Here is a 23,283-nt window from a genome sequence, read left to right on the forward strand (position 1 = left end):
CGTCTGCTCCCGGTTATCGACACCTCTGTGGTATTGCTGTCCTACCGGCCTTGATGGGATGCCCCTTTCTGGACGGCGATAAGTAATGGGTTGTGAAGACAAGGAGGTGCAGTCGCATGAACCGTACGGGCAATGGCCCTTTGGCACAGCAGAATCAAGGTGACAGCGCCTCGGCAGGCGACGGCATGGAACGCGGTCTGAGCAACCGTCATGTACAGTTCATCGCCATCGGCGGCACCATCGGCACCGGGCTCTTCCTGGGGTCGGGCAAGTCCATAGCCCTGACCGGTCCCTCCATCATCCTGGTCTACATCGGGGTGGGGCTGATCATGTACCTGCTCATGCGGGCCATTGGCGAGCTCATGTATCGCAGCCCCGTCCAGCACACCTTCATCGCCTTCATCAGCCGCTACCTGGGCCAGGGGTGGGGGTCCTTCGCCGGCTGGTCCTACTGGATCGTGCTCATCCTGATCGGCATGTCCGAGCTGACTGCCGTGGGCACCTACTTCGTCACTTTCTTCGGCACCTTCGGCATTGATCTGAGTGCCTGGCGGGGTCTGATCGAGCTCTGCTTCCTGGCGGCCATGGTGTGCATCAACCTGATTGCCGTGCGGGTCTTCGGGGAGACCGAGTTCTGGTTCTCCATGATCAAGATCACTCTGATCCTGGCCATGATTGCCACGGCCGTGGTCATGGTCATCACAGGCTTCCACTACCCGGCCGTCCACATGCCGGGACAGGATCGGATCAGCCCGGCCGGCCATGCGGGCCTGGACAACATCACCACCGGCTTGAGCCTGGCGCCCAACGGGTGGATGGCCTTCTTCATGAGCTTCCAGATGGTCTTCTTCGCCTACGAAATGATCGAGTTCGTGGGGGTCACCGTCTCCGAGACCCAGAATCCCCGCAAGGTCCTGCCCAAGGCTATCAATCAGATCATCCTGAGGGTGCTGATCTTCTACGTGGGCGCCCTGGTTGCCATCATGCTGATCGTGCCCTGGCGCTCCTTCCGGCCCAACGCCGACGGCAGCTTCACCTCGCCATTCGTCATGGTCTTCCGCTACGCCGGGGTCGACTGGGCGGCCGCCCTGGTCTTCTTCGTGGTCATCACGGCAGCCAGCTCCTCGCTGAATTCCCTGCTCTATTCCGCCGGTCGTAACCTCTTCCAGCTGGCCGCCGCCGGCCACTCTCCGGTGATGCGCAGCCTGCATACGATTTCACGCCGCGGCAAGGTGCCTGCCCGGGCCATCATCCTGTCTGGGGTGTTGATCCTCTTATCCCCGGTGCTGCATTTGTTGCCCGGCTTTGAGAACACCTTCGTTCTGTTCACCTCCTGCTCCAGCGCGGTCATCATCTTCATCTACATCCTGACCCTGCTTGCTCACCGTCGCTACCGGACCAGCCCGGACTTCATGCCTGATGGATTCATCATGCCGGCCTACCGGGTGACTGGAGCCGTTGCCATCGCCTTCTTCGTCCTGATCTACCTCTCGCTCTTCCTGGCTTCCGATACCCGGTATCCGGCCATACTGGGATTGGTCTGGTTGCTGGTCTTCGGCGGCATCTGCCTGTGGAAGCATAAGGGCGAGCCGAAGTCGGTCGACTGACCATCAGCGAGCGTGGGCGCATTATATGGCCTCAAAACACTATAAACAAGTCTGTTTTTCCACTTGTGCTTGGGCTAGATTGATTTTCGGTACTTGTCAAATCGGCCTTCGTTTCTCGCAGGTTCGATAACGAGGGACTGACGAAGGAGATCATCGCCCATGGTTGCACAGGTCGGCAGGACGCGAATGGCCAGGATCACTGGCTCCCTGCTCTCATGCCTGCTGTTGGCTCTGATATTCCTATTCCTGCAGATCCCGCAGTCGGCCATGGCGGCGAGCGGAGCCACGGATTATGACAACTGGACCCAAGTGGCTGGCTCCGTGTCCCGTCAGCTGGATAGAGGGTGTGAGGACTACGCCCGGGGGGATCATGCCGGGGCGGCCTCGCAGTTCATGGGGGCCTACAACGTGGGCTACGTGGGTTCAGGATTTGTCTCGGTTGTGGAGTCGACCCTGGGGCAGGACAGACGTAACGCACTGGACGGGCAGTTCCAGGCCCTGCAGAGCCAGGCCTACGCCCCTGATGCCGGGCAGGCCCTGACCCAGGGCAGTGAAAAGCTCAAGGCCGACCTGGCTACTGCGGCTACCCAGCTGGATGCCACACAAGGGCTGGCCAATCCCCGTGCCTATGCCAAGGCCCAGCAGGAGCAGATCAAGGCTGACCGTCGACGGCTGGATGCGGCCAAGAAACATCGGAACACCGGCAAGGGCAATCGGACCTGGACCCAGGTGGCCCACGAGATGATGCCGATTCTCGATCAGGCGCTCGCCCAGGCATCCAAGGGACAGGGCCAGGCGGGATCCGATCTGGTCAACAAGGCCTATTACCAGTATTACGAAAAGCTGGGCTTCGAGAAGAATGTCATGAACGCCATCAGCGGCAACAGGGTCTCCCAGGTCGAGTACCAGTTCAAGGAGACCCGGATGGCCATGGTGGCGGGCAAGCCGGCCAAGACCCTGGTGAACGATCTCAAAAGCATGCTGGTCGAGGACGCCGCCATTCTGGATGGAGGCGCCGCGGATCAGGTCAATGGGTGGACGTCCTTCCTGACCTCCGCCTTCGGCCAGGCCTTCGTGGTCCTGCTGCGGGAGGGTCTGGAGGCCATCCTGGTGGTGGCGGCCATCATCGCCTACCTGGTCAAGTCCGGTCATAAAGACAAGGTCCGGCACATCTACTGGGGCATTGCGGCAGGTCTGGTGGCCAGCGGGCTGGTGGCTCTGCTCTTCACCCTGCTCTTCAACGGGAACGGCCCCCAGCAAGAGATCCTGGAGGGCGTGGTGGCTCTGGTGGCCATGCTCATGCTGCTCTACACCAGCAACTGGATGCTGTCCAAGTCCTCTGTGGAATCCTGGAACCACTACATTCAAAGCCGGACGGTGGCCGCTATCTCGAAGGGCAGTGTGATCTCCCTGGCCCTGCTTTCCTTCCTGGCGGTCTTCCGCGAGGGGGCTGAGACGGTCATGTTCTACCAGGCCATCTTCGCCATGGCTCCTGGTGGCTCACGGGAGATTTGGACCGGTTTTGCGGCTGCCGCCGTGGTCCTGGTCATCGTTTTCGTGCTCATCCGCTTCACCTCGGTCAAAATTCCCATCCGGCCCTTCTTCATCATCACCAGCCTGCTCATGGCGGTTATGGTGGTCATTTTCGCCGGGGGCGGCGTCCATGCCCTGATCGAGGGCGACCTGGTGCCGGCCACCTACCTGCCAGGTGTGCCCACCAGTGACTGGATCGGGCTGTATCCCTACACGCAGACCATAGGCGCCCAGATCCTGGCGGCCCTGGTCGTGGTCGTGCTAGCAATTGTGTCGACCCGCCGCCTGCACAAGCAGGAGCAGGCGCAGTCGAATCAGGACTCCGGCGGGTCGTCGTCGGCAACCGTCCATCAGACGGAAGCCGAGCAGGCCGCCGAAGGGGCTGTGCCCTCTGAGGTCACGGCATCCATGCAAACATCAAAGAGCGAAGGACAATCATGAAGAAGAGACAATTGACCGCCCTGGTCGCGCTGGTGCTCTCAGGCACCCTGGCCTTGGCGGGGTGCGGCTCCAGCGGGTCAGGCACCCGTGAGGCTCCCGCGCCTGAGGCTTCTGGCTCCTCCCAGTCCTCGGCGGGCAAGGGGGCCGGGTTCGAGGAGATCCCCATCCCGCCCGACGATCAGCAGAAGGGCCCCCTGAACATCGGCACGGTCTTCTTCCAGCCCATCGACATGGAGCCCGCCTCCATGGGTCTGAAGGCGGCCGATGCCAGCCTGCATTTGGAGGCTGATATCCACGCCCTGGCCAACAACAACCTGGGATATGCCAAGGGTGAGTTCGTTCCGGATCTGACCGTCAACTACACCATCCAGAACAAGGATGATCCCAACGATAAGCAGTCCGGCACCTTCATGCAGATGAACGCCTCGGATGGCCCGCATTACGGAGCCAACATCAAGATGGAGAAGGCCGGATCCTACAAGCTGACCTATTCCATCGACTCTCCTGAGAAGAAGGGCTGGATGCTGCACGTCGACCCGGAGACCGGCGTGAAGGGGCACTTCTGGACCGAGCCTATCGTGGTCAGCTGGGACTGGGACTACACGCCCCACCAGTGGTAAGCTGCTATGCACCATGCTTGAGCAATTTGTCACGGTCTTGCCGGGGACACTGGCCCCGGCCCTCTTGGTCATGATTTTCAGCGTGCTTCTAGGGGTGGGCGAGGGCCGCGATCGGCCGCGTTCCTCCTCCTGGCGGCTGATTGGCCTGGGGGTTGGCGTGCTGGGAGCGCTAGTTTTTGCCCTCCTGCGCGCCACCGTGATCATCAACCGGCGAACCATGGTCAACTACCCGACCCTGGTAGCCTGCGTTCTGACCGATCTGGCGGCTATTGCGGTGGTGCTGGTCGCCGATCGGCTGGTTTCAGACTGGCACCGCCGCCCTTGGGCCATGGATCTGGCCAACGCCCTGGCGGCCCTGGCCATAGCCCTGACCACCTTCCGTGCCCTGCCCGATGTCATCCTGCAGCTTACGGCTTTTGTGGAGCCGGGGGAGCCGGTGATGACCTCGGCCATGCTTCTGAGGGCCCTGGGCTTCCTGCTTGGTCTGGCTGCCGCTGTGATAGTGGCTGCCATTCTGAGGACCATGCATACTTCCTGCCCCCGGATAGCCTTCCGTCTGGCCGCCCTACTCATGGTGGTCTTGCTGCTGCTTCGGCACGGCGTAGCCCTGGTGGCCCTGATGCAGACCACCGGCCTGGTTCTTCTGCACGGCTGGGCCTTCCGGGTCATGGCCCTGGGATACAACGCCGACCTGATCCTGGTTCTTGCCCAGGTTCTGGTCTTCATCATTCCAGTCTTCGCCTGCCTGGTTGCAGGCTGGCGCATGCCGGTGACCGGAGCTTCTACAGCCGACGACCGCAGTCACCGGGCCTTCCGCCGAAGGGCCCTGGCATCAGCGGTCTGGAGCCTGGTGGCCATGATCGGTGTCACCCTGGCCCTCACGGTGGGTACTGCCAAGGCCCACCAGGTGCCTGTGCTCTCGCCTCCGGAGAAGTATTCCTTGACCTCCGATACGGCCACCATTCGTTTCTCCCAGGTGGAGGATGGCCACCTGCATCGATTCAGCTACCGGGCCAAGGATGGCACCGAGATGCGCTTTATCATCATCCGCAAGAATGGCGCGGCCTACGGAGTCGGGCTGGATGCCTGCGAGAACTGCGGGGATGCGGGTTATTACGAAAAAGACGGCAAGATCATCTGCAAGAAGTGCGACGTAGCCATCAACCTGGCCACCATCGGGTTCAAGGGCGGCTGCAATCCCGTTCCCTTGCCTTACAAGACCGGCCGGGGCGCCATACTGATCAGCACCGCCGATCTGGATGCGCTGTCTTCGCACTTCAAGAGCTGAAAAAGGGAAGGAGCGGTTGGTATGTTCTTCATGCGAATGATGCTGCGGTCATTCAGCCGCCAGTTCGGGCGAAGAATGCTCATTGCCGTCACGGTCTGCCTGTCGGCCTGCGTGGCTACGGCCATGCTGGGGGTGGTCTTTGACGTTGGCGACAAGCTCAACGCAGAACTGTCCACCTACGGATCCAACATCACGGTCCAGGCCAAGGCTGATGCCGTGGTCTCCGACCTCTACGGCGACCAGGAGGGCGGCCCATCAGGCGACGAGTCAACGCCGACAGCCTTCCTCAAGGAGTCCCAGGTGCCCAAGATCAAGACCATCTTCTGGGCCTACAACATCACCGACTTTGCCCCCCGCCTGGATCTGCGCGGCACCGTAGACCAGGTCGGCGCCCCCCTGGTGGGCACCTGGTTCGGCCGGACCGTCAAGGTAGACAGCGGCGAGAGCAGCACCGCAGGTCTGAAAGGCCTTCGGCCCTGGTGGAAGGTTCAAGGACGCTGGCCCAAGGACGAGGCTGGGTCCGGCGGCAGGACCGAGGCCATGATGGGCAAAGAGCTGGCTGCACGACTGGGTGGCCGTCAGGTCGGCGACCAGGTCAAGGTGGGTCTGGATGGTAAACAGCAGACCGTCACCATTGTGGGCATCTTCGACTCCGGTGATGCTGATGCCTCCTCCCTCTACCTGCCCACCAAGGCGTTGCAGGAGATGTCCGGCCTGACCGATCAGATCGATCAGGTGGAAGTCAAGGCCCTGACCACGCCCGAGAACGACCTGGCCCGCAAGGCCGCACGAAACCCAGCTGCCCTCTCCCAGGACGAGTGGGAGACCTGGTACTGCACGGCTTATCCGTCCTCCATCGCCTACCAGATCGAGGAGGCCATCCCCGGGTCCATGGCCAAGCAGGTCAGACAGGTGGCAGCCCTGCAGGGCGATGTCCTGCAGAAGACCCAGGCAGTCATGATCCTGATGACCGTGCTCAGCCTGCTGGCGGCAGCCATCGCCGTGGCCAACCTGATGGCGTCCTCCATAAGCGAGCGGTCCTCGGAGTTCGCCCTGCTCAAGGCCTTGGGCGCCACCGATGGGGCCGTGTCCAGACTGGTGCTGGCCGAGACGGCCCTGATCGCCCTGGCCGGAGCTCTGGTCGGCGCTCTGCTGGGTTCCGGCGTGGCCCAGATCGTAGGCAGGGTGGTCTTCGGCTCGGGTATCACCATGAGGCCCATGGTCTTTGTGCTGGTCTTCGTGCTGCTGGCCCTGACCGTGCTGCTGGCATCCATCTCGTCCATCAGATCGATTCTGCGGCTTCGGCCGGCGGAGGTGCTTCATGGCCGCTGATCGCCATACAAGCCATATGACCAATACCCGCATGTTCCTGACCATGCTCTTTGGGGCCGTCTTCCGTCGTCGGGGCCGGGCCCTGATGGCTGTTGTAGCCTCCCTGGTGGGTGCGGCCACCCTCTTCTGCCTGGCGGCGGTTTGTATCGAGGCTCCCAGGCAGATCAACCAGGAGATGCGCTCCTACGGGGCCAATCTGGTCGTCTCGCCCATTCAGGGGGGCAACCGGTCCGGCTCCGGCATCGAACAGGGCATGGTGGATCACACCACCCACATGGTGACTGCCAAGGCCCCGGCCCGGTACGCCACCTATCGATATGAGACGGTGCAGGTCAATGCCGGCGCCCGCGAGATGGCCGGCATCCACCCCGACCAGGTGCGTCAGCTCAACCGCCACTGGAGTGTTGAGGGATCCTGGCCGCAGTCCGGTTCAGTCATGGTAGGGCGGGATCTGGCAGATTCACTGGGGCTGACCACCGGCAAGCAGATAACTATTGGTTACCCCGCTGGAAAGGTCACCGCCACAGGCAAGGCCGGGGGGCAGGGTCGTGACTTTCGTGTGGGAGGCATTGTCGATACTGGCGGTTCTGAAGATCGGATCATTTACGCCGACCTGGCTGACCTGGAGCTCCTGACCGGGGCCAAGCGGGGCACTGATGTCATCGAATACTCGGTCAACACCATGACTTCGGGGCTGAAGACCATCGCTGCCAGCATCAACGACATGACCTCCATGGGGGTCAAGGCTCGACCGGTCACCAGGATCACAGCAGGCGACAGCCACACCATCGCCATGCTCCAGTCGCTCTTCTGGCTGGTTTCGGTGGTGGTGCTGGTCCTGACCTTTGTTGGTGTGGGGACCACCATGGCATCCATCGTCTCCCAGCGGCGCAGCGAGATCGGCCTGCGCAAGGCCCTGGGTGCCTCATCGCGGGGGATAGCCATGGAGTTTTTGGCTGAGTCGGCCTGCTACGGATTGGCTGGAGGCCTGATCGGTACCGCCCTGGGCTATGGCTTCGCCCGGTTGCTCTGCCTGTCCGTCTTCCAGCGGCCGCTGGGCTTCAACTGGTGGCTGGCCCTGGGCACGGTACTGCTGAGCGTGGCCATATCCATGATCGCATCCATCCGGCCGGTCCTCCGGGCTTCGCGTATCGACCCGGCCCTGGTTTTGAGGGAGGAATGACAATGACGCAGGCAAAGGCGAGCGAGTCCCAGTCGGGCGGCGACATGCTGCTGGATCTGGACCATGTTTCCAAGATCTACGGCGATCTGCACGCCCTGGATGATCTGAATCTGAGCGTCCCGCAGGGTCAGTGGCTGGCTGTGGTGGGGTCCTCCGGCTCAGGCAAGACCACGCTGATGAACATTCTGGGCTGCATGGACACGCCCAGCCGGGGCTCGGTCCGCCTGCAGGGGCGGCCGTTGGAGGATCTGAGCCAGTCCCAGCTGGCCGATGTGCGCAAGAACGTGATCGGTCTGGTCTTCCAGAAGTTCTACCTGGTTCCGCATCTGACCGCCCTGGAGAACGTCATGGTGGCCCAGTACTACCACTCGGTGGTGGACGAGGACCAGGCCATGAAGGCCCTGGATCGCGTGGGTCTGGCGGATCGAGCCCGACACCTGCCCAGCCAGCTTTCGGGCGGCGAGCAGCAGCGGGTCTGCGTGGCCCGGGCGCTGATCAACGAGCCCAAGCTGATTCTGGCTGACGAGCCCACTGGCAACCTGGACGAGGCCAATGAGCGGATTGTGCTGGACCTCTTCCGGCAACTGCACGACCAGGGGACCTCCCTGATTGTGGTCACCCACGATGCCTTGGTGGCCTCGTGTGCTCAGCGGGAGATCATGCTCAACCACGGTGTGCTGGCCGGCGAGCAGTGGAATGATGAGGAGGCCAAGCGGGCCTACCTGGCAGCCGGAGGTCGTCCGGCCTTCAGTGGGGCTCCTGGCGACACCGGGGACCAGGATATTCCCGTGGGCTTCCATGACCCCACTAAGATGGCCAAGACCGGCGGCTCCCTGCCGGAATCAGCTGCTGGTGCAGAAGGAGGGCGTTGAGATGGCCACAAGCAAGTCTCGGGGACTAGTCACGGCCTCGGCAACATTGGCGACCCTGGTGGCGGTCGGCTCCCTTCTAGGCGGTTGCGGAAGCCAACAGGCCAAGCCCATGGACGACGAGTTCGCAGGATCGAGCGCCGAGTCCAGCTCTGCTCCAGGGTCAGCGGAAGGATCAGGTGAGGCGGGCGAGGGCAAGCCCACGGCCATCTCCCGCGATGGACTGCCGACCGCTCCTGCTGATACGGGCAACTATCATGACGGCACCTACGCTCTGACGGGCAAGTACGGCCATGACGGGGCTGACAGCATCGATGTGGATCTGGACCTGTCGGGAGGCCAGGTGACACGGGTCCAGGTCCGGGGACATTCGGACTCGCCCATTTCACGTGGTCACATGGAACGCTTCGCTCAGGCTGTGCCTGGTGTGGTTCAAGGACGCCCGCTCAAGGACCTCAAGGTGCAGAAAGTGGCTGGGGCCAGCTGGACTTCAGATGCCTTCAACAAGGCCTTGGACCTGGCACGGCTGGAGGCTTCGGCGGAAAAATCTTCCTGAAAACTGGGCTGTATGGTGGCGGAAACAAAAAGGGGCGAGGATTCAACTCCTCGCCCCTTTTCAGGCCTTTATGCTACCGATCCCACCAGGGCCGCAGCGGATAGGTGTCCGTGCCGGTCTCAGGATCGGGCTTGATGCACTGGAACTGGTGTATCTGAATGTTGTCGAGCTCGAAGTTGAGCCGCGCGCCGGCCATGTACAGGCCCCAGAGCCTCGCCTTGGGCGCGCCCACCATGGGCTTGGCCTGGTCCCAATGCTCCTGGAGATTCTCGGTCCAGTGCTTGAGGGTCAGCGCATAGTGCTGACGCAGGTTCTCCTGGGTGATGACCTCGAAGCCGGTGTCCTGGATGGCCAGTTCGATTTCAGCCGGGCTGGCCAGCTCGCCGTCGGGGAAGATGTAGCGGTCGATGAAGCCGCCGGCCCGCTTGTGGTCGTGGGAGTTGGTGCGGGTGATCTGATGGTTGAGCAGGATGCCGCCCGGACGCAGCTTGTCCATCATCTCCTTGAAGTAGGAGGGGTACTGCTTGTAGCCCACGTGCTCCATCATGCCGATGGAGCAGATTCCGTCGAATCCGGACTCGGGGACGTCGCGGTAATCCATCAGCCTGACCTCGGCCAGATCCTGCAGTCCCTCCTGGCGAATCCAGTTCTGGGCCCACTCGACCTGCTCCTCAGCCAGAGTCACACCGATGACGTGAATGCCGCGGCGAGCTGCTGCGATCTCCATGGAGCCCCAGCCGCAGCCCACGTCCAGCAGACGGTCACCCTTGTTCAGGTGCATCTTGTCCAGGACCATGTTGAGCTTATGCCACTGAGCATCCTCCAGGCTGCCGTCGGCCTTCTCGAAGACGGCGCAGGTGTAAGTCATGGAGGAACCCAGGAAGAGCCGGTAGAAGTCGTTGGACTGGTCGTAGTGGTAGCTGACGGTGGCTGCGTCACCCCGGCGGGTGTGGGGGCGGATGCCTTCGGTCAGTCGCTTGGCCAGGGAAGGTCCTTCGATGGCCGGCGGCTCGGGCACGCGCACTCCGTGTGAGAAGACGGCCGCAGCTGCCCGGGCCAGCTCCATCTTGCTGGGGTGCTTGACGAAGTGCTTGAGCCCCATCAGTTCCTTGAGGACCTGGTAGGGGTTGCCTGGCAGCAGCTCGGGAGAATCCAGATCACCCTGCAGGTAGGCGCGGGCCAGACCAAGGTCGTTGGGATTTTCCGTGATGTAGTACATGGCACGGGAATTCTTGACTTCCAGATGCAGCGGCGCCTGGTCCTGCCCGAAGACCGACCCGTCGAAGGCGGTCACCTGCACAGGCGCGTCAGGGGTGAGGAAGAGCCCAATCATCTCGGCTACAGTCATCTTGCTTTTGGCCATGAAGCCCCCTTGTGTGACCCGGACATGACCGAACATGGCGGGTCTGGTAGTTAGTGGATACAAGTACTGTCTTCACCCTACCCCTGACACTGGTCCCTATCGGTGTCATGTTCGGTGAATTATTCCGCATGGGAAACCTTGCCTGGGTACAGACTCTTTGGTAAGGCTGAACATGGAGGCGAGCAGGAAATGACCAGCAGCGGATCAGCGTCGGCCCGGGCAGATGAGGCCTGGATTCAGGACACGCTTGCCAGGTTGGGACATTCGCGCTTCCGCGCTGGATTCTCTTTATCGGCCAAGGATCGCGCCTACGCCCGGGCCAAGGGCAGGGATACCATCGACCGCCATGCCCATGAGATGCTGGCCAAGCGTGTGGGGCCTGCCAACCCTTTGAAGGACGGCAAGCAGACCCCCTACCGCGGGCATCCGGTCTTCACAGCCCAGCATGCTACGGCCACCTGCTGCCGCGGATGCATCGAGCGCTGGCATCACATCCCGCGCGGCCGTGCTCTGACCGATGTCGAGGTGGATGCCCTAGCCAGACTGATCATGGCCTGGATAGAGCGCGACTTGGTCAATCATCCGGTCCGATAAATTACAACCGCCGGGTTTTGGCCAATCGAGCACGAGTTTCCAGACACGGCTCTTCTCTTTCATGATGATGGATAGGTTTACTCCCAGGGCGACGCAATAGTGCCGCGGTCCATATATTGGCCTTGCAGAAGCTTGAATTGGGGCTTGCGCTTAGGGTGTTTGAAGTGGTTGATGAGTGTTTTTACTGCCGTTTCAGTGACAAGCTGAACATCATTCTGCCAGGCCGAAAATGGCATATAGAGCGCATCTGACATCTGTTTTTCGCATGAGACCAATACTGAATATTGCTCCGGAATGGGTATGTGTCTGATTTCCATGAGGTGATGAAAGACCAGGGTTGCAGATTCATTCTGGATGATATAAGCGGTTGTCCCTTCCTGCATGGATAGGATACCATCAAGCTCGCTTTCGATTTTTTCCGTATCAGTGGTACAAGTGCGGATGCTGAGATTGAGGCCAAGGCGTTGGGAAGTCTTGTTGGCAGATTGGATAAATCTAAATGTGTCATTGAGTTCCTGGTCCAGAATGGGCTGGGGCAGGGTTATCAGGCAGATGTTGTTATGACCTTCAGACGCAAGCTTCTCGACCATGCTAGATGCTGCATGTCCGAAATCCGTGTCGACAACATCCAGATTCATCCTGTCATCGGGAACGCCAAGACAGACAGTCGGTATTCCTGACTTGGCAGCAAACAGGATTCGAGGGTCTTTCCTCCGCACATCCAGAAAAATGAGGCCATCCGCCTTGTGTGACTGGCAGACATTGGCTGTGGCCGTTCCATCCGGGTCGTTGACGATGAGCATATCGTAACCTGCGCTGGTCGCCGCCTTTGAGAGCCAATTGATATAGGCGCCCCTGGCCAGCTCGAAGTATGCACCTTGTCGGTTGCTGGTGATGACACCTATAGTGTTCGTTTTGGAGGTTGACAGACTTTGTGCGGAATGATTGGCCACATATCCTAGCTTGTCCATAGCTGCTCTGACTTTGGCTTCTGTTTCTTTCGAGACTGATCGAAAGCCAGTGAGAACAAAGGAAACGGTTGTTTTCGAGACGCCTGCCTCTCTGGCCACATCATTGATGGTGGACACTGTGCCGTTCCTTTCAACCATTTTGGGATTACCATTCATGATATCCCGCGGGCTTAGATAAGTCTTGCTTCAGAGCTGAAGAATGCTCGATTCCAGAATGGTGATTTGCTTAGGTTTCTGCAGTGGTATATAGTGATGTAAACCGGTTTGTAAAACCGGTTTACATAGTGGTTGTAAATCTTACTTCCACAATGAAGACTGAGCGGAATACTCAAGGAGGAGTTTATATGCAAAGGATAAAGTCGGCGATGATCAAAACGGCGGCACTGGTGTGCGTCTGTGCTACTACCTTTGGGGTGAGTGCCTGTGGTTCCTCGTCAAAAGGGGCTGGGGAAAATGATAAGACTATACAATTCTGGGACGACTGGACACGTCATACCAATGGATCTGAGTTCGATAAGCTGGTCAAATCCTGCGCTCCGGAAGGGTACACCATCAAGCGACAGTCCATTGCCACATCCGATTTGCTTAATAATCTGACTACTGCCGTCAAGGAAGACAATGGCCCAGATGTAGCAGTGATTGACAACCCCATGATTCCTTCGGCAGTTGATGCTGCCTTGGTCGCCGGCGGGGATGAAACCGGTCTGAAAGCAACGGGCTATGATGCCAACTTAGAGGCGCCAGGGATTGTAAACAAAGTGACCTACGGAGTTCCACTCGGTGGATCCAACACATTAGGCCTTATTTATAATCCCAAAATCATTAGTGAGGCAGGAGTCGATGTCTCTAGTATCCATGATTGGGATTCGCTGAATAAAGCAATTGAGGCTGTGGTTAATTCCGGTCATAAGGGAATTGCATTTTCCGGGATATCCGGTGAAGAGGGCGTATTCCAATTTTTGCCCTGGTTCTGGGGCGCCAAGGGCGATTTGAAGCATCCGGATTCACAGGCACGGACTGATGCTCAGAATCTGCTTGCGGGCTGGATAAAGAAGGGTTGGGCCCCCAAGTCCGCAACCACCGATACGCAATCGGCTGCTTGGGATCTTTTCCTTGCCGGAGACTATGGTTTCGTTGAAATTGGCACTTGGATGCAGGCAGAGGCTGACAAGGCAAATGCCAAAATGATCCCCATCCCCGCCAAGGACGGCGGTGTGGCCCCGGTCCCCACTGGTGGTGAATTCGCCATGGTGGCAACACACAAGAAAAATGCCAAAGAGCATTACGACAAGGCAGTAAAAGTGATTTCGTGTTTGTCTGAGCCTGACAAACTCTTCAAGGTTAATAACGCATTGAGCAATCTTTCCGCCAAGAAGAGCGTGCGTAGCCGCCAGGTAAAGGAGAACGCCGGACTAGCTCAGTGGGAAGCTTCAATCGAGAAAGCTCAGGGCCGTACTTCCGATCTCGGTCTTAAGTATGAAGAGACTTCCGCTTCTCTATCTGAATCCCTGCTGAATGCTCTCAACAAGCAATGAAGTGAAGCAAACATCCTCGGCGGTATCGGAGGTCTGATTGACTCCCGTACCGCTGTGGATTGGATATTGAAGACGTGTGTGAAAGGGACGGGACTCCATGGAACACGAATCGAGTGAAATGAGCGAGCTGTCAAGACGAACGAATCGTCGTAGTGGCATACTTCGCAGATTAGACGGGCGGATAGCGGCGATCGGATTCGTGCTGCCTTTGATTGTCTACCTATTAATTTTCTATGCAGCGCCACTCATCCAGAACATATCGATGAGCCTGCATCGTTATACTCGACGCACTTTCGTTACCGGCGATGCTCCGTTCGCTGGGCTGGATATTTATCGTGAGGTGATCACTTCATCTGAATTCTGGCCTGTGGTTCTGCAGACTTTGATCTTTGTGGTGGTTTCGCTGGTCTTCCAATATGTTATCGGTTTGGCTCTTGCGGTATTTTTCAACGATAACTTTAAATTGTCGGGACTTTTACGTGGCATCATGCTTATCCCCTGGCTCTTGCCTTTGATCGTTTCAGGGACCACATGGCAATGGATGATGAATCCGGATAGCGGAATTCTCAACAAATTTCTCGCCTTATTCGGTATTGCTCCAATTTGGTGGCTGCAAGCAGATCATTCGCTGTGGGCGGTAACCATTGCCAATATCTGGCTTGGCATTCCCTTTAACTTGGTCATTCTTTATTCGGGACTGCAGAATATCAGCGCCGATCTTTATGAGGCTGCCGCCTTGGACGGTTGCAATGCTTGGAACCGATTCTGGAATATCACGTTTCCGCTGTTGCGGCCGGTCACATCCATCACTCTGCTGCTCGGCTTCGTATACACCTTGAAGGTTGTAGACGTGATCTGGGTGATGAGCATGGGCACAGGAAGCTCTAAAACTCTGGCGACGTGGGCGTACTCCATGGCCTTCGGCAAGGGAACTTCTGCCACGATCAAGTATTCGCAGGCGGCGGTGTTGGGCAGCATCCTGATACTGGTCGCCCTGGTGTTCGGTTTCATCTACCTATGGGTGCAGAAGTCTCAGGAGGAGAACTGATGATGCACAGACATTCTGGTCTCAAAACTGCGCTGGGAATATTCTTCACGGCTATTATGCTGTTCCCCGTTTACTGGATGGTCAATATTTCTTTCACCGCAAAGGGGTCCATCAGATCCGGTGACCTGTTTCCGAAGGATTTCACTCTGGATAATTACGCCAGAGTGCTTGATATCCAGCTGCCTAATCTGGCCACCTCGATCATCCTGGCCCTGTGCTGTGTGATTTTGACCTTGCTCATAGCCTTGCCCTCGGCATATGCCCTATCGCTATTGCGTGTACGAGGCTCAAGAGTGATCAGTTTTCTGTTGATTGTTGCACAAATGATTCCCGCTGTTGTTGTAACACTGGGGTTCTATGAGATCTATAACAAGATCGGCCTGCTTGATACGATTCCCGGGCTGGTGCTTGCGGATTCAACAATTGCCGTTCCGTTCGCGGTTATGCTCCTGACTTCATTCATGGAGAGCATTCCCATATCCCTCTTGGAGGCAGCAGAAGTTGATGGCGCGACAAAGATGAGGCGGTTCATTAGCATCGTCATCCCACTGTCACGCAATTCCATTGTTACTGTCAGCCTGTTCGCCTTTTTGTGGGCATGGTCGGACTTCCTCTTTGCCAGTACTCTGGATGGTGGAGGCAGCAGGCGACCGATAACCTTGGGTCTATATGCCTATATCGGGGCTCAGACACAGGAGTGGGGACCGATGATGGCGACTGCTGTTCTCTCATCGATTCCGGCGACGATATTGCTGGTCTTTGCCCAGAAATACGTAGCGGCAGGGGTTACGGCAGGAGCTGTTAAAGACTGAGTTTGCGCAACCATGACGGATGGCACAAAGGAGACAAGGTGTACGAGGATTTTCAAATTGGACAGGATTACTTGGTCTGGACCGGGGACGGAGAGACGATACGTATTGAAGCCTGGGGACGGAACAGCGTTCGGGTAAGAGCCACTCGAAATGATGCCTTTAATCCTCATGATTGGGCTCTGCTGCCCAAAGACAAGGTGGTTGAGGCGAATCAACGCACGATAGATTATCAACACAAAATTGAGAAGACATCTGACGAGTCCTGCAGTATAAGTCTTGACCAGAATAAGGGAGAAGCGACACTGACCAATGGCTCCATCATTGTGAAGGCACGGTCATCTCATCATCATGTTGGAAGCGTTGGCTATGAGGTGTTCAGGTGCGAACTGAGTTTCTGGGACGACAAGGGGCGATGCCTGTTGCGCGAGGCCCCAGCAGGCGGGTCTCTGATGCTCAAAGCCAGACAGTATGAACCAATAGCTGGCGGGAGTTATGGTCTGAAAGTTTCGTTCATTTCGTCGCAGGATGAGCACCTGTACGGTATGGGGGAATATCAGCAGAATATCTTGGACATAAAAGGGTGTACTTTCGAGCTCGCTCATCGCAATTCTCAGGCCAGCGTGCCCTTTGTTGTTTCTTCTGCCGGGTATGGTTTCCTCTGGCACAATCCGGCCATCGGAAGGGCCGTCTTTGGAAAGAACAGAACAGAATGGGAGGCGCGCTCTAGTGATCAGATTGATTACTGGATCACCGCTGGTGACGACTACGCGCAGATCGAGTCACAGTATGCGGATGCCACCGGTCATGCCCCTGTTATGCCTGAATGGGGTCTGGGATTTTGGCAGAGCAAGCTGCGGTATTGGAATCAGGATCAGGTAATAAAGGTCGCGCATGGTTTTAAGGAAAGAGATATACCCTTGGATCTCCTTGTGGTCGACTTCTTTCATTGGCCCCACATGGGTGACTACAGGTTTGAGGATGAGTTCTGGCCGGATCCGGCAGCCATGGTCAGGGAGCTGGATCAACTAGGCATCAAACTCATGGTGTCCATATGGCCGCAGGTCTCGATCACCTCCGAGAATTTCGTTGAAATGAAGAAGCGGAATTACCTCACCAGCACCGAGGCAGGTTTGGACTTGGACATGATGTTCGAAGAGCCTAGCGTCAATTATGATGCGACCAACCCTGGTGCTCGGGAATTCGTTTGGAACCTCTGCAAGAAGAATTACTGGGATAAAGGAGTTCGTGCTTTCTGGCTGGATGAGGCAGAACCAGAGTATGGAGTATACGACTTCCGCAATTACCGGTACAGTCTCGGTAGTGATCTGAATGTAGGCAACATATATCCTCAGCTGTATAACAAGGGCTTCTACGATGGACAAGTAGCTGAGGGCGCCAAGGGACAGATCGTCAATCTGACCAGATGCGCCTGGGCGGGTTCGCAACGGTACGGATCACTGGTCTGGTCAGGTGATGTCGGTTCTACTTTTGAAGATATGCGCTCGCAGATCACCTGTGCCATACATATGGGAATGGCTGGCATTCCTTGGTTTACCACGGATATGGGTGGTTTCCATGACGGTATTGTCGATACGGAGGACTTCCGTGAGCTCCTTTCCAGATGGTGTGCCTTCTCATGTTTCCTGCCTGTGATGCGCAACCACGGTGATCGTAGCCTTCATTCTGCAGATGGCAAGGAGAGCGTGAAAACTGCTGGTGGATGCCGTCGTTCGCCATCAGGTGCCGACAATGAACCTTGGAGCTATGGACCGCAGGTTGAGCAGGTCTTCCGCAAGTTCATTAAGGCCAGGGAGGTGATGAGACCCTATACTCGAAGTCTCTTCCGGGAGGCGCATGAATGCGGTCTTCCTTTGGTTCGGGGGCTGTTCTTCGAATTCCCTGGAGACAGGATGGCGGCGGATATATCGGACGAATACATGTTTGGTCCCGATCTGCTGGTGGCTCCCGTCGTCGAAGCAGGTGCCAGGGCGAGGAAAGTCTGGTTGCCTGGTGATGAGGGTCTTCGTTGGCGTAACCTGCACACGGGTGAGGAATTAAGAGGTGGCCAAGAGGTACAGGTTCAGGCTCCGATTGATGTTATCCCAGTATTCGCGCGTGACGGGAAAGACCATGGACTCCTAGGTCTGGTCTAGATGAAGACTTTCCGTTCTTGTCTGAAGAGCAGAAAGAGCCGGCAAAAGCTGTGCTCCTCAACATCGATTTTGCTGAAAACAGTGGTAATGGGTATTTATATCTATGATTGGTGAGATCAAATTCGCGGATAAAATCGGCTGGTGGGCCACAATGGGAAACCATTCCTTGCCCACCAGCCGAATGCTGCGCTCGGCGCCTTCTCCAGATGCTGGCGATGCAAAACCCTTATCTTCATCCCGATTATCGGAAGAGAAGATAGCATCCTGTCTTCAATTTGGACTCAACTCCCACAACCTGAGCTAGTAGACGTTCCTCCGCCTTGAATGCGGTAGCTACTTCTTGTTTTTGGCTCCAGAGCGGGGAATGCCCAGAAGTTTGCGAGTCTCGGCAACCAGCTTTTTCGGTGTCTTGCGCACGCCGCTCTCTTCGGCATCCTTGATGATGGTCTTCACGTCCAGGTCGGGGTTATGGTCTTGTGTGGCCACCAGGTCGCGTGCCTCCTGCCGGTTGAGCACGGTGGGCAGGGTGCCGGGCATGGGGCGCCGGGCGGTCTCCGCCAGGAAGAGCACGGTGATCAGACCGCAAGTTGAGGTGAACATGATCCAATAGGCGGGTGCCAGGGACTTGCCGGTCGCGGTCACCAGTCCCTCCATGATGACAGGCGCGGTTCCGCCGAAGACGGCCACGGCCAGGTTGTATGACAGTCCCATGCCGCCGTAACGGGAAGCGGTGGGGAAGAGGGCTGGCAGGGTGGAGGCTAGGTTGGCCACGAAGAAGATGACCGGGATGGCCAGCAGAACCAGTCCACCGAAGACGGCACCCGTGGTCTCGTGCTCCAACAGTCGGAAGGCCGGCAGAGACAGGCATAGTCCGGTGATGGCTCCCATGAACAAGACCTTCTTGCGGCCAAAGCGGTCGGAAAGAGCCCCGGTGATGGGGATGCAGCAGGCCACTAGGAGCAAAACCGGCAGGGAGAGCAGGTTGGCCTGGGCCGTGTTGTAGTGCAGAGTGCCCGACAGGTAGGTGGGCATGTAGGCGGTCAGCGTGTAGCTCAGGGTGTTGGCCGCTGCTACCAGGATGAAGGCCATGAGTAGTTCCCGCCAATAGCCCCGGATCAGATCCAGCAGGCTCTTGTGCTGGCTCTTGGTCTTCTCGTCGCTGGCATCCTGGGCCTGACGGAAGGCAGGGGTGTCCTGGACCTTGGCCCGGAAGTAGACTGCGATGGCGGCCAGCGGCAGGGCAATGATGAAGGGGATGCGCCAGCCCCAGGCCAGCATGGCCTGCGGGGAGATGGAGAACTCAAGCAAAGAGACCAAAGCTGCTCCGAAGGCGTAGCCCAGGTAGGATCCCACGTCCAGCAGGGAGGCGAAGAAGCCGCGGTGCCTGTCCGGCGAGTATTCAGTGACCATGGTCGAGGCGCCCGCGTATTCGCCGCCGGTGGAAAAGCCCTGGATCAGCTTGAGCAGGATAAGAAGAATAGGTGCCAGGGGACCGACAGCTGCATAACTGGGCAGAAGACCGATCAGCAGGGTGGCTGCGGACATACTCAGCAGGGTAAAGGCCAGAATACGCTGGCGGCCGACCTTGTCGCCCAGCTGGCCCAGGACCACGCCGCCCAAGGGCCGAGCGATGAAGGTGACAGCGAAGACACCCAAGGAGAAGAGTCGTTGCACGGCATCGGATGCGTCGGACAGGAAGACACGGCCGATCGTCACTGCCAGGTAGCCGTAGACCCCCACGTCGTACCATTCCATGAAGTTGCCGACCACGGTGCCGGCGATGGCCCGCTTGAGGGTGGACCTATCCACCACGTTGATGTCGGTCAGATGCAGGCGTTCGCTCCAGCCCCGATGGGGTTTGGGATTTTGCTTACGGGCCTTACGCTTTGCCGCGGCCTGCTGCTTCTTCAGTTGCTTGGCTGCCTGTCGATCTCGCTGTTTCTGCTCGTGCTGGCCGCTAGCTGCAGCCGAAATTTTATCGTCCTCTGCCATTGTTCCTTCTCCGGCCATTAGGCCGTTGTTCGTTTCTCCCGCCCTTGTGATTTCCCTGTTTGCCTCTTCCTTTAGCGGTTTTCACAAAAATGCCATAAATACACAGCTTACCACGCAGTTTTCTTCACGGTGGAAGGTTGCAACTGCGCTACTGAACCTGGTAGTTAGTATTGCTGATCAACTAAATGAGGACAGGTACGAAGATGAGGCCGTCGTAACTTGTTTCTGGTGGTCGCAGTTCAGAACTTTTTTGGCTGTTGTCGTGTACGTAGTGGTATATTCAGCTTGTCAAGAACATCGCAGGGGAACGAAAGGGGTAATGATGTCTGCTTTCGCTAAAAGTTTGTTTAATGCCCTGCCCCGTATCGCGGGGGGGGGGTAGGCCATAAGCTAATCCATAATTCATGCATTCTCCTCCCTGATGCTTACCCAAATCAAGGAGACTGAAGAATGGGTTACAAAGAAAATATTGCCGCTCTCGCTTTTGATCACAGTGATGATGTCAATGTTGCTTACGGCAATGCCAAAAATCAGCTCAATATGATTCGTACGGCTAATTTGGAAGGGCCGGACAGAATTTTACCTGATGACTTTTCGCAGCAACTGACTAAGCTCAATACCTCCTTCAACCAGCAACTTCCCGATAAGCGTTCTGCAATTGAAGCAGAAGAGAAGAAACTGAAAACACAACATCTTATCTTCCTGCTTGTCAAGATTGCATTGATTGTGCTGGGCCTTTTGTTCCTTGTGAATGAGAATCTTCGAGTTCTTGGTCTCATAATGGTCATCGCTGGCATAATTTGCCACTTCGTTTTCAAATCAATTGATGCAAACAAATCAGCCGATCTCCTTGCTGAGTGGAATGGGTTCTTCGACGGTTTTGTCGACTCCATTGGGCACGGTGAAACACTGCATTCGCCTTCTACTGGTCTTTTCAAGAAGATTGATGATCTGTTTCTCAAGAGCCTTGATGATAATGCCCGTGGCTTTGAACAGCAGCAGCGACAGATGCAGAAGAACATGGAGGCTCAGGCTGAACAGTCTCGGCGTGCTTTGGCCGCACAGGCCGCGCAGACGCAGGCTATTCAGAAAGGCATGGCTGACATGAGCAGATCGATGCGGCGTCGTTGATGCATCATGCCTTCTGTTGATTCGGAGATCGTGTGCCCCGGCTGCGGGGCACCACTTTCGGCTTCGAGTAAGCAATGTCCTTATTGTGGAAGACCTGTTGTTCTAACCTCATTGAACTTTAAACAGGTTCGTCGAGCCACTTACAAGGACTCGGCACGATTCCTCGATAAGTACCAGGAGGTGCTGAAGGATTCGCCCAATGATCCGAAAGTGCTGGCTTCATTGGGGTATGTCCTTTTTGATAGGGGCCAGTACCAAGAAGCTACTGAGAACTTGGAAAAGGCTGTAGAAAATGGTTCCAACGATTCCGATGTTCTTTTCCATATTGCATTAAGCAGGTTCAAGTCTCAAAAACCGTTCAAGATAAAGCTCAAAGAGGCGGAGTCAATAATGGCGACTCTGGATTCTGCGATTGAGATGAATCCACATCCCCAGTATCTGTGTGCAAAAGCAATATTGATCAAACGACTTTTTGAGCAGCGCTACATCAGGTATTCACAATCATCCAAGGAGGTGATGGAAGCGGCCAAGCAAGGAGGACTGACTGATTCCGACAGCCAAGAGATGAATGAACTGTTGATGAAGTGACGATCGATGCTGAATTTTGTGATTCGGGAAAGGTGTGAATAGGAGTGAGTTTCGAAGACTACAGCGTTGCCATAGATAGGCGTAAGGATACGGCTATGGAGATCTGCGGCATTTTCGACGAGGATGAAGTGGGCAGGGTGGAACCGGTTTCCTACATCCAGCAAATGAACGGTCATATGATGATCACGGTCTGGATGTTCGGAAATAAAAAAATATACTCCGCCATGTTCGAACTTCAGCCTGATAGGGCTGGAGACGCAACGCCTCCTGGTCGCACTTTCTTTGACGTGTATCGGTTCAAGAACATAGTCGATATTCGAGTGGATGACTTTGGGTGCGTCATCAGCATGCGAACCGGGAAAAAGCTGGAACTGAAGTCAAACAGTTATGAAGGCTCAGAGTCCTTCTTGAATTCTGCCCATGGTCTTGTGAGTCTATGGGACGAGTATGACGACTGATTGCTGCTTGACCAGGTAATGGATACGGGTTGAACAGTGCATAAGAAAAAGGGGTGTACAGATGGCTGTATTCAAGCGCAACTCCAATGAAGCCGCTTTTGCAGGCGGTGAGAAGCACTTTGTCGACGTCATCAAGAACCGTTCAGATAACGACACACTCATATTCAAAAACCCCGAAGAAGACTTCAACAACGGGACCACATTGGTGGTAGGTCCTGGAGAAAAGGCCATCTTCGTCTATCAGGGTACGATCGAGCAAATTTTCGATCCAGGTAGTTATACCCTGACTAGTGCCAATTATCCTTTTATATCCCGTTTGAGGAACAGTCTGTCCGGCGGAGTCTCTTCGTTCCATTCGCTGGTCTATTTTGTTCGTACAGCGACCAGTAGGGAAATCAAGTGGGGCACACAGACACCTATCAAGGTCTACGACAAGGCTCTTGGTGACCAGTTCCAAGGGATTGGCGTCGAAACTGAGGTGAGGGCAAGAGGCGCTTATCGCATCAAAGTTGACGACTGTGGCATTTTTCTTACTCAATTGATCGGCAATAACTATGACCTGACCGATCAGGAGTCGATTACCGACTACTTCCGCAACCAGTTCCTTGGCCACATCGTTTCTATCTTGACCACTGAGCTGACCAAGTGGGAGGGGCCCCTAATCTCGGTGCCTGCCAATGCTGTAACCTATGCCAAGACAATAGAGGATGAAATCGCGCCTATTGCTGCTGAATACGGCATGAAAGTACTGAACTTCAGCATTTCCGCAATTGACATTGTCGACAATGAAGCCAGACAGGAAGCCCAGGAGCTGGTATCCAAGAACCGCGAGCAGTTCTATGGGCGTATGGCCCAGGGGCAAGGCGAAGCGGCATATGCGCAGGGCCAGCAGTCTGCGTATGAGACTTATGGCACCAACTATCAGCAGGCTCAGGTTTTGAATGCCATGAATGGTGCCGCGTCCAATCCTGGCTCTGACGGTGGAGCTCTCCTAGGGGCGGGTATGGGATTGACCATGGGAGCCGGCATGGGTCAGGTCATTCCCAACATGGTCAATCAGACGATGGGACAGGCACAAGCAGCTCCTCAACCGGCCTCCGTCGACCCTGTAGAGCGGTTGAGCAGACTGAAGGAAATGCTGTCAAAAGAGCTTATTTCCCAAGAGGAGTATGAGGCTAAAAAGGCCGACATACTCAAGGAAATGTAGGT

Annotated in this window: 20 protein-coding genes; 17 read left to right on the forward strand and 3 right to left on the reverse strand. The window is 56.8% G+C overall.

Annotated elements, in window-relative coordinates:
• Positions 1 to 116: 116 nt before the first annotated feature.
• The 8 genes from CI601_RS07295 (at position 117) to CI601_RS07330 (ending at position 9,429) form a co-directional block, all read left to right on the forward strand.
• The gene (locus tag CI601_RS07295) at positions 117 to 1,607 is read left to right on the forward strand and encodes an amino acid permease (protein ID WP_121914903.1); all 1,491 of its coding nucleotides are present in this window, start codon (positions 117 to 119) and stop codon (positions 1,605 to 1,607) included.
• Positions 1,608 to 1,766: 159 nt separating this feature from the next.
• Positions 1,767 to 3,581, forward strand: a complete 1,815-nt coding sequence (locus CI601_RS07300) for an FTR1 family protein (RefSeq protein ID WP_121914904.1) — start codon at positions 1,767 to 1,769, stop codon at positions 3,579 to 3,581.
• Positions 3,578 to 4,201 carry an iron transporter gene (locus CI601_RS07305; protein WP_024627065.1) on the forward strand — a complete coding sequence of 208 codons (624 nt, stop codon included), beginning with the start codon at positions 3,578 to 3,580 and terminating at the stop codon, positions 4,199 to 4,201. The genes CI601_RS07300 and CI601_RS07305 overlap by 4 nt, the downstream gene beginning before the upstream one ends.
• 13 nt (positions 4,202 to 4,214) lie before the next feature.
• Positions 4,215 to 5,489 (forward strand): DUF2318 domain-containing protein, encoded by a 1,275-nt coding sequence (locus tag CI601_RS07310; RefSeq protein ID WP_121914905.1) that lies wholly within the window; start codon positions 4,215 to 4,217, stop codon positions 5,487 to 5,489.
• A gap of 21 nt (positions 5,490 to 5,510) precedes the next feature.
• A complete protein-coding gene (locus CI601_RS07315; protein WP_121914906.1) occupies positions 5,511 to 6,821 on the forward strand; it encodes an ABC transporter permease in 1,311 nt (436 codons plus the stop codon).
• 16 nt (positions 6,822 to 6,837) lie between these two features.
• The gene (locus tag CI601_RS07320; RefSeq protein WP_183129821.1) at positions 6,838 to 8,004 is read left to right on the forward strand and encodes an ABC transporter permease; all 1,167 of its coding nucleotides are present in this window, start codon (positions 6,838 to 6,840) and stop codon (positions 8,002 to 8,004) included.
• Between the two features lie 44 nt (positions 8,005 to 8,048).
• Positions 8,049 to 8,876 (forward strand): ABC transporter ATP-binding protein, encoded by an 828-nt coding sequence (locus tag CI601_RS07325; RefSeq protein WP_121915061.1) that lies wholly within the window; start codon positions 8,049 to 8,051, stop codon positions 8,874 to 8,876.
• A 1-nt stretch (position 8,877) separates the two neighbouring features.
• Positions 8,878 to 9,429, forward strand: a complete 552-nt coding sequence (locus tag CI601_RS07330) for an FMN-binding protein (RefSeq protein WP_121914908.1) — start codon at positions 8,878 to 8,880, stop codon at positions 9,427 to 9,429.
• A 73-nt stretch (positions 9,430 to 9,502) separates the two neighbouring features.
• On the opposite strand, the gene CI601_RS07335 is transcribed toward CI601_RS07330, so the two are convergent.
• Complete coding sequence (locus tag CI601_RS07335) at positions 9,503 to 10,792, reverse strand: class I SAM-dependent methyltransferase (protein WP_024627059.1); 1,290 nt, start codon at positions 10,790 to 10,792, stop codon at positions 9,503 to 9,505.
• 189 nt (positions 10,793 to 10,981) lie between these two features.
• On the opposite strand from CI601_RS07335, the gene CI601_RS07340 reads away from it, so the two are divergent.
• Positions 10,982 to 11,386, forward strand: a complete 405-nt coding sequence (locus tag CI601_RS07340; RefSeq protein WP_121914909.1) for a DUF4186 domain-containing protein — start codon at positions 10,982 to 10,984, stop codon at positions 11,384 to 11,386.
• 77 nt (positions 11,387 to 11,463) lie between these two features.
• On the opposite strand, the gene CI601_RS07345 is transcribed toward CI601_RS07340, so the two are convergent.
• Positions 11,464 to 12,474, reverse strand: coding sequence for a LacI family DNA-binding transcriptional regulator (locus CI601_RS07345; RefSeq protein ID WP_183129803.1), 1,011 nt, complete (start codon positions 12,472 to 12,474; stop codon positions 11,464 to 11,466).
• 227 nt (positions 12,475 to 12,701) lie between these two features.
• Between CI601_RS07345 and CI601_RS07350 the strand changes: the two genes are divergently transcribed.
• From CI601_RS07350 to CI601_RS07365, 4 genes are all read left to right on the forward strand, one after another.
• On the forward strand, positions 12,702 to 13,892 hold the full coding sequence (locus CI601_RS07350; protein WP_121914911.1) for an extracellular solute-binding protein: 1,191 nt from the start codon (positions 12,702 to 12,704) through the stop codon (positions 13,890 to 13,892).
• Between the two features lie 97 nt (positions 13,893 to 13,989).
• Positions 13,990 to 14,940 carry a carbohydrate ABC transporter permease gene (locus CI601_RS07355; protein WP_259465353.1) on the forward strand — a complete coding sequence of 317 codons (951 nt, stop codon included), beginning with the start codon at positions 13,990 to 13,992 and terminating at the stop codon, positions 14,938 to 14,940.
• Positions 14,940 to 15,752 (forward strand): carbohydrate ABC transporter permease, encoded by an 813-nt coding sequence (locus CI601_RS07360; RefSeq protein ID WP_121914913.1) that lies wholly within the window; start codon positions 14,940 to 14,942, stop codon positions 15,750 to 15,752. The genes CI601_RS07355 and CI601_RS07360 overlap by 1 nt, the downstream gene beginning before the upstream one ends.
• A gap of 38 nt (positions 15,753 to 15,790) precedes the next feature.
• Positions 15,791 to 17,905, forward strand: coding sequence for a TIM-barrel domain-containing protein (locus CI601_RS07365; protein ID WP_121914914.1), 2,115 nt, complete (start codon positions 15,791 to 15,793; stop codon positions 17,903 to 17,905).
• A gap of 333 nt (positions 17,906 to 18,238) precedes the next feature.
• Here CI601_RS07365 and CI601_RS07370 read toward each other — a convergent pair whose 3' ends face one another.
• Positions 18,239 to 19,897 (reverse strand): MFS transporter, encoded by a 1,659-nt coding sequence (locus tag CI601_RS07370; protein WP_121914915.1) that lies wholly within the window; start codon positions 19,895 to 19,897, stop codon positions 18,239 to 18,241.
• A 450-nt stretch (positions 19,898 to 20,347) separates the two neighbouring features.
• Here CI601_RS07370 and CI601_RS07375 point away from each other — a divergent pair, with 450 nt between their 5' ends.
• From CI601_RS07375 to CI601_RS07390, 4 genes are all read left to right on the forward strand, one after another.
• Positions 20,348 to 21,028: a hypothetical protein gene (locus CI601_RS07375; RefSeq protein WP_024627046.1), complete on the forward strand. Its 681-nt coding sequence runs from the start codon at positions 20,348 to 20,350 to the stop codon at positions 21,026 to 21,028.
• 6 nt (positions 21,029 to 21,034) lie between these two features.
• Positions 21,035 to 21,616, forward strand: coding sequence for a zinc ribbon domain-containing protein (locus CI601_RS07380; protein ID WP_121914916.1), 582 nt, complete (start codon positions 21,035 to 21,037; stop codon positions 21,614 to 21,616).
• 44 nt (positions 21,617 to 21,660) lie between these two features.
• The gene (locus tag CI601_RS07385; protein ID WP_024627044.1) at positions 21,661 to 22,074 is read left to right on the forward strand and encodes a hypothetical protein; all 414 of its coding nucleotides are present in this window, start codon (positions 21,661 to 21,663) and stop codon (positions 22,072 to 22,074) included.
• 61 nt (positions 22,075 to 22,135) lie between these two features.
• The gene (locus CI601_RS07390; RefSeq protein WP_045925008.1) at positions 22,136 to 23,281 is read left to right on the forward strand and encodes an SPFH domain-containing protein; all 1,146 of its coding nucleotides are present in this window, start codon (positions 22,136 to 22,138) and stop codon (positions 23,279 to 23,281) included.
• Positions 23,282 to 23,283 lie beyond the last annotated feature (2 nt).

The organism is Bifidobacterium sp. wkB344 (genome assembly GCF_003688305.1).
Lineage (GTDB): Bacteria > Actinomycetota > Actinomycetes > Actinomycetales > Bifidobacteriaceae > Bombiscardovia > Bombiscardovia mizhiensis.